The following is a 10,613-nucleotide window of genomic DNA, read 5'->3' as shown; positions in this document are numbered from 1 at the left end:
CACATATTAACTATACCAAAAAAAGAGGAGCGATAGGCCTCGATTTCGCTCCAACTATAGTTAGATTAAGAATTCCTTTAATTAGTACAAACAAGCTTTATTTGTTACCTACCCGTAATAAAAATATGATAAAATGATTCAACTAATATAAAAAAATGAGGTTTACCTATGAGTGAAAAAATAGAATATAAAAAAGAAAAAATTTCTTATTCCTATTCTATCGTTCCTATAATCGTGATGATTTTAATTTTTCTATTTCAAGCAATCCAATCAGGTTCTCAAGTAAAATCAACTCCCCAAGGGACCTTCTCTAGTTCAAGGCAAGAACTTCACTACTCTTCAACCCAGAATCAAATCACGTCCGCAAGGAATACCGAAGCCTCTCAGCTTTCAAGTTCAAGAAATAATGATGATTTTCTTTTTCTTTTTCTTGTATTCACCGGATTTTCTATCGCTTCCTTCTTACTTATCGCCTGCTACAATGGGATGACAGCAATTGAGCCTCCCCTCCTCACTATCACTGATGATGCTATCTATACTATTGGAAATGCATATCGAAACCAGTTACAGATGAAATATAGCGACATCCATAAAATAGAATACAAAATAAAGACTAGCTCTGCTAACGATGTTACTTATACAGATCGCTTTCTTTATTTTTATGATAAGAAGGACAAACTACTCGACAAGGTGAATTTTTCAAATGCAGAAGGAGCCGATTTTAATACAATACAAAAGCAAATTAAAGAACGCGCACCTCACATCGAATGGATTTATCCTTCCTAAATAAATTTTTCTACTAATTTTTCCCACTAGAAAAAACACCAAAAAAATAGAAGCCAACGGCTTCTATTTTTTTATGATCTTATAATCCTGGTTCTTGACCAAGTTCAGCAGCCACCATCCAAATGTTCTTTTCAAGTTCTGCTTTAGCCCCAACAAAGATATCGTTGGTTACATCATCTCCTTCAGCGTCAGTAACATCCAAAGCTTTTTGGTAAAGGCCATCAAGGTAATGGAAGATTTCAAGAACACGTGTCAAGCTTTCTTCTACATTTTTTGTAAATGTTCCACGGCGTTCTTCAATATTGCTGTGTTCCAAAAATTCAGTCATGCTAGAATATGGCGCACCACCAAGAGTGATCAAGCGTTCGCTCACTTCATCTAAGGTTGCATCCAAGCTGTCCATGTATTCGTCCATTTTTGGATGCCAAACCATAAAGCCACGTCCACGCATATACCAGTGTACTTGGTGAAGGGCAATGTGAGCCACGTAGAGATCTGCTACGACTTGGTTCAAGAGAGCTTTTGTTTCTGGAAGAGTTTCTTTATTAGAAGGTGCAAAAGTTGCTACATCAGTAGCTGCTTCATGTTTCATAGTTGTCATGTCATTTCTCCTTTTTTATAATGATTCTAATTAACTATGTCTTTATTATATGCTTCCTCCACCAGAAAGTCAAGATAAAAGATTTAAAAAGTTCATCCCAAAGCTGGAATAGTTGTCAATTGAAGGAAGATACGATAGAATGAAGAAGACTAATCGAAAGGCTTGACCAATGAAATATATCTTTACCTTCCTAATCTCCATGGTTCCCCTCGTTGAATTGCGCGGGGCCATCCCTTTTGCCATTGCAAATGGTATTCCCTTATGGACAGCGCTCCTGATCGGAGTGATTGGAAATCTTCTCCCCGTCCCTCTGATCTTCTTCTTCGCCCGCCATATCCTCACTTGGGGCGCAAAAAAACCGATCATCGGAGGCTTTTTTAGCTGGTGTCTCAATAAGGGCCATAGAGGCGGACAAAAATTAGAGAAAGCTGCAGGAGACAAAGGAATCTTCTGGGCCCTACTCCTATTCGTCGGCATTCCTTTACCAGGAACTGGTGCCTGGACCGGAGCTCTTGCAGCTTCTATCCTTGACTGGGACTTCAAACGCAGTAGCCTCGCAGTCATGCTCGGAGTGATCCTAGCCGGCCTCATCATGGGAACCCTGTCCCTGCTTCTAGGAATCGATACCTTCGCACATTAAGCAAAAGACTGAAGCAACGGCTTCAGTTTTTGCATGCAAAAAAGATGCTTCCGTTCCTCTAAGAGTATAGACAAACTATTTTTTTTAAAATCTAATAAATTCTATAAAACAAAAAAATTTATTTATTAGAATTACTCAGTCATCTACTAAAACTTTCCGCTGTGAGAAAAGTGCTAGAAACAATCATGTTTCTAGCACTCGGGAGTTTTGGAACCTTAGGTCCAAAACTAAGTCATGGAACTTCTTTGAAGTTCGCTGACGTCCGTACTCACCTAAGGAAAGTTATTTAGATGAATTTATCTTACAAAAAAGAGGTTTCCTTCGAAACCTCTTATTTTTTATTCTTAGTTGTTAAGAGCTGCTGCCATTGTAGCTGCAACTTCTGCTTCAAAGTCATTTGAAGCTTTTTCAATACCTTCACCAACTTCAAAACGAACGAATTCGATAACTGAAGCATTTACTGATTCAAGGTAAGCTTCAACTGTCTTGCTGTCATCCATGATGTAGACTTGTGCAAGAAGAGTGTAGGCTTGGTCAACTTTTGTGTTGTCCAAGAAGAAGCGATCCATTTTACCTGGGATGATTTTATCCCAGATTTTTTCTGGTTTACCTTCAGCTGCCAATTCAGCTTTGATATCTTCTTCAGCTTGAGCAACTACTTCGTCAGTCAATTGAGCTTTAGAACCAAATTTCAAGTGTGGAAGAGCTGGTTTACCAACCATTGCACGGCTTTCGTTATCTTGGTCGATGACGTGGTTCAATTGTGCCAATTCATCTTTCACGAATTGTTCATCCAATTCTTTGTATGAAAGAACAGTTGGTTTCATTGCAGCGATGTGCATTGAGATTTGTTTAGCAAGTGCTTCGTCTCCACCTTCGATTACAGAGATAACACCGATACGTCCACCATTATGTTGGTAAGCACCGAAGTGTTGTGCATCTGTTTTTTCAAGCAAGGCAAAACGACGGAATGAAATTTTTTCACCGATTGTAGCTGTTGCAGATACGTATGCAGCTTCAAGAGTTTCACCTGAAGGCATTGTCAAAGCAAGAGCTTCTTCGTTGTTAGCTGGTTTACCTTCAGCGATCACTTTCGCTGTTGCGTTTACCAATTCAACGAATTGAGCGTTTTTCGCAACGAAGTCAGTTTCAGCGTTTACTTCAACTACTGCTGCAACGTTACCATTGACATAAACACCAGTCAAACCTTCAGCGGCAACACGGTCAGCTTTCTTAGCTGCTTTAGCCATACCTTTTTCGCGAAGCAATTCGATCGCTTTTTCGATATCACCTTCAACTTCAACCAATGCCTTTTTAGCGTCCATAACACCGGCACCAGATTTTTCACGCAATTCTTTTACAAGCTTAGCTGTAATTTCTGCCATTTTTGTTCTCCTATATTTTTTAATAAAATAAGAGGGTCGGGCTGAGCCCTGCCCTCTTAGGTTCGTTACTTATTGAATGAAATTAAGCGTTGTCGCCTTCTACAACTTCAACGATTTCTTCGATTGAATCAGCTTGACCTTCAGTAGCTGCCAATTCAGCTTCTACTGTAGCAACACTGTCTTCACCTTGACGTCCTTCGATAACAGCGTCAGCCATTTTCGCAGTGATCAATTTAACAGCGCGGATAGCGTCATCGTTCGCTGGGATGATAACATCGATATCATCTGGGTCAGTGTTTGTGTCGACCATCGCTACAACTGGGATACCCAATTTCTTAGCTTCTTTAACAGCGATTTGTTCTTTATGTGGATCCACAACGTACATTACGTCTGGGATACGAGGCATGTCTTCGATACCGCCCAAGAATTTTTCAAGACGAGCGCGTTGTTTGTTCAACAATGCAACTTCTTTCTTAGGAAGAACTTCAAAAGTTCCATCTTCTTCCATGCGTTTGATTTCTTTCAAACGAGCGATACGTTTTTGGATTGTTCCCCAGTTAGTAAGAGTTCCACCCAACCAACGGTGGTTGATGAAGTATTGACCTGCACGAACAGCTTCTTCTGCAACAGCATCAGCAGCTTGTTTCTTAGTACCTACGAACAAGATAACTGCATCGTTTGCAGCTGCATCACGCATGAAGTCGTATGCTTGGTCTGCATATTTTACAGTTTGTTGCAAGTCGATCACGTGGATTCCGTTACGTTCTGTAAAGATGTACTTAGCCATCTTAGGGTTCCAGCGACGAGTTTGGTGACCGAAGTGTACACCAGCCTCAAGAAGTTGTTTCATTGAAATTACTGCCATGAGTAGTTTCTCCTTTTTTGTTTTTTTCTCCTCTCTCAGACGTCAACTTGCAGCACGACCACAAGGGCAACGGTGCCACAATGGATCCGAGATGAGTATTTGCTGTCTTAGACAACTCTATAAGTATAGCAGAAATCCCTAGAATTCGCAAGCTATTTGAGAGATTTTTTCAATCCCTACGATGAAATGGTTTTCTAAAGTTGTTTGACGTAAAAAGTTTTTCTTGACCTATCTTTATTTTTAGGTTACAATATTATATGTTATGGCGGTATAGCCAAGTGGTAAGGCACGGCTCTGCAAAAGCTTGATCGTCGGTTCAAATCCGTCTACCGCCTTGATAATAAAATTTTTTATCATCTTTTATCTTTTAAAAATTCCCCTAGCAATAGGGGGGTTTTTTGTTGCCATTTGCTCCATTCCTTGATTATTGATATAATAAAACCTCGCCTGATCGGCGAAGCACATTAGAAAGGGTCATTATGAAAAACATTCGTTTCTTTACGATCGGCCTTCTTTCACTAGTAACACTAGCAGCTTGCTCACCTGCCAATTCTGCGCAACAAGCAAAAACAGCTTCTAGTTCTAGAAAACCGATCAAACAATCTTCAACCAAAAAATCATCTAGTAAACCATCGAGCACTTCTTCAGACAGCACTAGCTCAAATGATTTTTCAGATCGCTACAGCATGGATCCAGATGATGGTTCTTCTCTCCAATATGTGCCGGGAGCTGCATCCATTCCTGAGATCGAAAAACTCAAGAATCTCCATCTGAGCACTGGAATTATAATGAAAGTGAATGGGCAAGAAGTCGGTGGAGACAAACCAACATCTAGTTACGATGATATGGTGGCAGCCTTTGGTCAGCCAGTAAGTAGCACAGATAGTGCGAATCCTGGAGATGGGGTTAATGTTTGGGTAACAGATAATGGCGATATCATGGCTTTTTCCCACAATAATGTCCTAACAGATATCACCTTCCGACTAAGAGGGGGCGATGCCAACCACCAGTCTACTGGCGCCATTTCCAAATCCGATACACCAAAAACAGCTCTCGAGCGTCTCGGAAAACCCTATGCCATTATGCGTTCAGAAAATGGGACCAGCTATGTCTATAAAGATAGCAACGGAGATGAATCTAGCTTCTCTACACAAGGAAATAAGATCTTCAATGTTACGTCTGCTGCAGAAACCAAGCAGTTAAAAAAGATCACAGGTCTAGATAAAAATCAATAACGATCCATACAAAGAGGCTGGGACAAAAGTCCTAGCCTCTTAATTGTTTTTGGATTGTCGAGCAAGACGCAGTGGTTGAGTGCTCAAAGCACTGCTTTGAGGTGGTGGATAGAACTTGCGAAGCAAGTATCCTAAGTCTTTGTTCGCTTTTTAAGCTTCAAAAATACCCTATGTTGACGGAAACTATGTTTCCTTTATCTGCAACCTTCAACAGTCTCCCAGACTGTTAAAGCTGTCCCACTCTCTCTTTCTTACAATTCAGCAATTTGGTTCAAATTCACTTCTGCAACCGTATCGTTACCGAACATAGAAATGACCATTTTGACCTTGTTGTTATCAATTTCAGTGATCTTACCAGTATAGTCTGTGAAGGCACCGTCGATGATACGAACTGTATCGCCCACCTTGACATCCAAATCAAACTCTTGAACGGTTTGACCCATAGAGAGCAAGATGCTACGGATTTCTTCTTCCAACAATGGAGTTGGTTTTGAACGGTTCCCGTGGGATCCGACGAAACCAGTAACGTTCGGTGTATTCCGAACAACAAACCAAGCTTCATCTGTCATGACCATTTCGACCAAAACATAACCTGGGAAGCGGTTTTCTTCGATTTCTTTTGTTTTACCGTTTTTCTCAACTTGTACGGTTTGAGTTGGAATCTCTACGCGCAAGATGTTTTCTAACATATTGTAAGTTTGCGCACGTTGCAAAAGATTCTCTTTTACCTTGTTTTCATATCCTGAGTAGGTTTGTAGTACAAACCAGCCTTTATCAAAACTGTCCATTTGGGCATCCTTTCTTTCTGTTTAGCCTGCTCGAGCTTTTGTGAACATACTAAAAAAAGCCTCTTGGCTTTCCTTTTCCTAGCTTCATTATACCACATTTTGCCGGAATGCAAAGAGGTTTGCTGATTTATTTTTAAGAAAAAACCGCAAAAAGTGGGACCCTGGGGATCCCACCTGGCTTCTTTTCTTAAAAGAAATTGATCATGTGCAATAGGCCACGTGCAATGACTTTGTCAAACAAATAAATCAATGCAACAAAGAAAGCGGTGTACTCAATCACTGAGATAAAGTTTTTCCATCTTTCCTTGCGATTTGGCCAAGTTGTATCTTTTAGTAAGACGAAAATATCTTTAATGAATTTCACAACTCTCTCCTATCGTGTTTCTTTATGGATGGTATACTTGCTGCAATGCTTGCAGAATTTATTGACTTCTAGACGTGTTGGTTTTGGCGTCCCACTCAACTTAATGGAGTAATTGCGTGACCCACAAACCGTACACGCTAGACTTGCTTTTTTTAATGCCATAACGCCTCCGTTCATCCCATTATAGCAAGTTTTCCACGTTTTGACAAGAACAGAAAATCTCCTGTCAAGAAAAAAGCAAATCTAAAGCGTTATCACTCTGGTTTTTTCCTCATTTTTGGTAAAATAAAACAAAAGGAGACGAATATGAAAAGTGATAACCTAAAAGAAAGTAGAAATATCGAAGACCGTCGAGGGCAAAGCTACTCCCAATCTTCAGGAAACAGTAACCTTGGCGGGGGCATTTTACAGATCTTACTATCGCCTGGAAGCTTCAAGAGTAAGATCATCATTATCCTCCTCATAGTCTTTCTAGGAGGGGGAGCTAGCCTTGGGGGTCTCTTTGGAAATGGGACTTCTTCTCAACCTTACCAGTCCACCCAAGTCACGCGCACCAACAAGACCCATGTCGATGATGCAGATGCTGAGTTCGTCAGCAAGGTCCTTGGAACAACAGAAGATCATTGGCACAAGGTCTTTCAAGCTGAAGGACGGACCTACCAGGAGCCCAAACTAGTCTTCTATACCGGACGGACAAAGACAGGCTGTGGAGTTGGGCAAGCATCGGCTGGTCCCTTCTACTGTCCAACCGACAAAAAGATTTATTTGGATATGAGCTTCTACAAGGAATTAACAACCAAATACAAGGCTAGCGGGGACTTCGCCATGGCCTACGTGATCGCTCACGAAGTCGGCCACCACGTACAAAACGAGCTGGGAATCCTTGGCAAATACCATCGGATGCAACAAGGTCTTTCTGAAAAGGAACGAAATGCCATCAGTGTCCGCATTGAGCTACAAGCCGATTATCTAGCCGGTGTCTGGGCCCGCTCCATTCAAGACCGAAACCTTCTGGATATCGGCGATATCGAAGAAGCTATGAATGCAGCCCATGCCGTCGGCGACGACACTCTCCAGGAGCAAGCCTACGGCTACTCGGTGCCAGATAGCTTTACCCACGGAACTTCGGAACAGCGCATGCGCTGGTTCAAACGGGGCTACCAGTACGGAGATTTGCAACACGGCGATACCTTTAGCTTGTCAGATAGCGAACTCTAAACAAAGGTCTATTCAGAAATCCTTCTGAATGGATCTTTTTAGAATATAGACAAATTGCATTTTACATAAAACAATCTAAGTAACGTTGAAAAATTAAAATAATTAATACTATTAGGATCATTTCAACAGAAACTTTCCGCTGTGAGAAAAGTGCTAGAAATAGGATTGTTTCTAGCACTCAGGAGTTTTGGAAGTAAAACAGTTCGGGGAACTGTTTTAGCATGAGCCTAAAATTTGAAAAGCGAATGGGTTTAAAACGAATTGAACACGGGCTGCGGATCGTGTCAAAAAGATAAGTCTTCCTAGAATCTAAAGATTCTGCGTCAAACTTCCTATTTTGACTTTATCCGCCGCGCCCTTTGTATCTTAATTTAGTCATGGAACTTCTTCGAAGTTCGCTGACGTCCGTACTCACCTAAGGAAAGTTTCTAAGAAGACTTTGTCTTCAATCTGCAAAAAACGATTCAGAAATTCTTCTGAATCGTTTTTTGATTAGAAACCAAGCCAGCCTTTAAAGGTATCCCAAGCGTTTTTCGCTTTTCCTGGGATATCGGCCTCGTCGATTGCTTTTTTCGCATCATCGACCATATTCGACGCCTTTTCTTTGACATCCTCAAAGAAACCTTTGTCTTCTTTGCTATCTGTTTCTGTCGTTTCTTCTCCGACTGGTGCAATGCCGTTTTCAGCATAAGAGTTCTTCACTGAGTCAAACTGGGTACCGTCTGTATAAGGCAGGACACTGTTGGCAACATTACGGAAGATCTCGGATGCCGTTCCAGCACTACTGTCCGTCAGGTAGTGATTTTCATCGGTCGTTGGGAAACCAAGCCATTGACTGATGACTACATCTGGCGTGTAGCCGATCACCCATTGGTCTCCAGAGAGGTCCTTGTTAAAGCTGGTCTCTGTCGTACCGGTTTTCCCTGCCATGGTATAGCCATAAGGCGCAGCGTTCACCCCTGTACCATTACTGAAGGTACCAAGCATCATATTGGTCATCTTATCTGTCGTTGAACCACTAAGCACTCGGGTTGATTTCTGGCTGTGGCTCTTGACCACTTGGCCACTTGCATTTTCGATCTTGGTAATGAGGTGAGCATCATTCATGACCCCGCCGTTAGCAAAGGTTCCATAGGCCTGAGCCATCTGCATCGGATTGGTTGTCACACCAGCTCCCAAGGCAACGGCAAGCGATTTGTCCACCTTGTCCATGTTTAGCCCGAATTTTTTCCCGTACTCAAAGACCGTATCAAGACCCAAATCATTAGCGGTCGCTACGGCTGGAAGGTTAAGGGACTCTGCCAAGGCCTGGTACATCGGTACCGTTGGGCTAGACTGGATTCCCGCATAGTTATTAACCTCATAGCTTCCATATTGGGTGGTACTATTGTCCAATTCCTTATTGGTCGACCAACCTGCCGCAACAGCTGGGCTATAGACAACCAAAGGTTTGATGGTTGATCCTGGGCTACGGGCAGCCTGGGTAGCGTAGTTGTAGGTACGGAAACCTGGATTTTGATCGCTTCCGACACGCCCTACGAGGGCCCGAACCCCTCCGGTCTTAGGATCGAGGGCGACACTACCAGATTCCGCGCGCGTGCCGTCTTCCGCTACTGGGAAGAGGGCTGTATTGTCATAGATCACCTGCATACTTGCTTGGTAATTTTGATCCAGCTCAGTATAGATCCGGTAGCCATTTTTGACAATGTCTTCTTCGGTCAGGCCGTATTCATTGACCGCTTCATTGATAACCGCATCAAAATAGGATGGGTAGCGATAATCCTCCGACTTACCTTCATAGGCATCGATCAGCTGGCCATGGATATCGACAGCAGCAGACTGATCAGCCGTTTTCTGATCAATATAGCCAGCCGCCACCATATTTTGGAGGACCGTATTGCGTCGATTGGTCGCATTCTCTACCGAATAGAGCGGGTTATAGATTTCAGGCCCCTTGAGCATACCGGCGAGTACCGCGGACTGATCCAGGCTTAATTGACTGGCTGAAACCCCAAAATACTTCTTGGATGCATCCTCAATTCCCCAAACCCCATTTCCAAAATAGGCATTGTTGAGGTACATGGTGAGGATTTCTTTCTTACTATATTTCTTATTGATTTCAAGCGCCAGGAAGAATTCCTTGGCCTTACGCTCCACCGTCTGGTCCTGAGACAGGTAAGCATTCTTGGCTAGCTGCTGGGTGATAGTCGACCCACCACCTGAGCGACCCAGGGTCAAAATCGCTAAGAAGAAGCGACCATAGTTGATACCGCTATTCTTGTAAAAGCTCCGGTCCTCTGTTGCGACCACAGCATGTTGCAGATTCTCACTAATAGCATCGAGTTCGACATAGGTTCCTTTTTGCCCGGTCAAACTTCCCGCCTGGTCCCCATTCTTATCATAGATAATGGTGGTCGCCTTGAGTGCATTCTGCAAATCCTTGACGTTGGTCGTCTTTGCGAGGTAGAAGAGATAACCCCCTGTCAAGAGGCTAAAGCCTAGCCCAATGATCAGGAGAATCTTGGTCAAATGGAATCGGCGCCAGAAACGACGGAAGGGGTGCTGAGAGAGAGGCTTGCTTCTGTGCTTGCCTGAGCGACTATAAGTTGGCTCCACTGTCTCTTCCGGCAATTCCGTGTCGGGCACTTCTTCTGCCACCGCTTTGGGCGGATGATCCTTTCTAAAAAAAGTGATCAGGTTTTCAAATAATTCTTTTATTCTATTCATACCT

The 10,613-nt window shown here is 42.7% G+C and carries 11 protein-coding genes and 1 tRNA gene; 5 read left to right on the top strand and 7 right to left on the bottom strand.

All coding sequences use genetic code 11. The features are described from left to right. Positions 1–168: 168 nt before the first annotated feature. Positions 169–786 carry a hypothetical protein gene (locus tag I2E70_RS04885; protein WP_049474192.1) on the top strand — a complete coding sequence of 206 codons (618 nt, stop codon included), beginning with the start codon at positions 169–171 and terminating at the stop codon, positions 784–786. A 79-nt stretch (positions 787–865) separates the two neighbouring features. Here I2E70_RS04885 and I2E70_RS04880 read toward each other — a convergent pair whose 3' ends face one another. Continuing rightward, positions 866–1,387: a Dps family protein gene (locus tag I2E70_RS04880; protein WP_003001978.1), complete on the bottom strand. Its 522-nt coding sequence runs from the start codon at positions 1,385–1,387 to the stop codon at positions 866–868. A gap of 169 nt (positions 1,388–1,556) precedes the next feature. Between I2E70_RS04880 and I2E70_RS04875 the strand changes: the two genes are divergently transcribed. Next, positions 1,557–2,027 (top strand): COG2426 family protein, encoded by a 471-nt coding sequence (locus tag I2E70_RS04875; protein WP_003002130.1) that lies wholly within the window; start codon positions 1,557–1,559, stop codon positions 2,025–2,027. A 344-nt stretch (positions 2,028–2,371) separates the two neighbouring features. On the opposite strand, the gene tsf is transcribed toward I2E70_RS04875, so the two are convergent. Together tsf and rpsB are read right to left on the bottom strand one after the other, a co-directional pair. Beyond that, positions 2,372–3,412, bottom strand: a complete 1,041-nt coding sequence (gene tsf / locus I2E70_RS04870) for a translation elongation factor Ts (protein ID WP_003001949.1) — start codon at positions 3,410–3,412, stop codon at positions 2,372–2,374. A gap of 82 nt (positions 3,413–3,494) precedes the next feature. Continuing rightward, positions 3,495–4,277, bottom strand: coding sequence for a 30S ribosomal protein S2 (gene rpsB / locus I2E70_RS04865; protein ID WP_003002189.1), 783 nt, complete (start codon positions 4,275–4,277; stop codon positions 3,495–3,497). Between the two features lie 264 nt (positions 4,278–4,541). On the opposite strand from rpsB, the gene I2E70_RS04860 reads away from it, so the two are divergent. Next, positions 4,542–4,612: transfer RNA gene (locus I2E70_RS04860), tRNA-Cys, on the top strand. 144 nt (positions 4,613–4,756) lie between these two features. Then, positions 4,757–5,512: a hypothetical protein gene (locus I2E70_RS04855; RefSeq protein WP_195423731.1), complete on the top strand. Its 756-nt coding sequence runs from the start codon at positions 4,757–4,759 to the stop codon at positions 5,510–5,512. Between the two features lie 251 nt (positions 5,513–5,763). Here the strand turns inward: I2E70_RS04855 and nusG are convergent, their stop codons facing one another. The 3 genes from nusG to rpmG all read right to left on the bottom strand — a co-directional run bounded on the left by nusG (position 5,764) and on the right by rpmG (position 6,826). Next, positions 5,764–6,300, bottom strand: a complete 537-nt coding sequence (gene nusG / locus I2E70_RS04850) for a transcription termination/antitermination protein NusG (RefSeq protein WP_003002077.1) — start codon at positions 6,298–6,300, stop codon at positions 5,764–5,766. Positions 6,301–6,487: 187 nt separating this feature from the next. Further along, positions 6,488–6,664, bottom strand: a complete 177-nt coding sequence (secE, locus tag I2E70_RS04845) for a preprotein translocase subunit SecE (protein ID WP_003002261.1) — start codon at positions 6,662–6,664, stop codon at positions 6,488–6,490. A 9-nt stretch (positions 6,665–6,673) separates the two neighbouring features. Beyond that, positions 6,674–6,826 carry a 50S ribosomal protein L33 gene (gene rpmG / locus I2E70_RS04840; RefSeq protein ID WP_003009043.1) on the bottom strand — a complete coding sequence of 51 codons (153 nt, stop codon included), beginning with the start codon at positions 6,824–6,826 and terminating at the stop codon, positions 6,674–6,676. Between the two features lie 144 nt (positions 6,827–6,970). Here rpmG and I2E70_RS04835 point away from each other — a divergent pair, with 144 nt between their 5' ends. Further along, entirely contained in the window at positions 6,971–7,882 is a 912-nt protein-coding gene (locus I2E70_RS04835; RefSeq protein ID WP_195423728.1) for a neutral zinc metallopeptidase, read from the top strand. A gap of 492 nt (positions 7,883–8,374) precedes the next feature. Here the strand turns inward: I2E70_RS04835 and pbp2a are convergent, their stop codons facing one another. Then, a complete protein-coding gene (gene pbp2a / locus I2E70_RS04830; RefSeq protein WP_195423725.1) occupies positions 8,375–10,609 on the bottom strand; it encodes a penicillin-binding protein PBP2A in 2,235 nt (744 codons plus the stop codon). Positions 10,610–10,613 lie beyond the last annotated feature (4 nt).

The organism is Streptococcus parasanguinis (genome assembly GCF_015556095.1).
Classification (GTDB): domain Bacteria; phylum Bacillota; class Bacilli; order Lactobacillales; family Streptococcaceae; genus Streptococcus; species Streptococcus parasanguinis_Q.
This window is presented reverse-complemented; position numbering and strand designations above follow the sequence as displayed.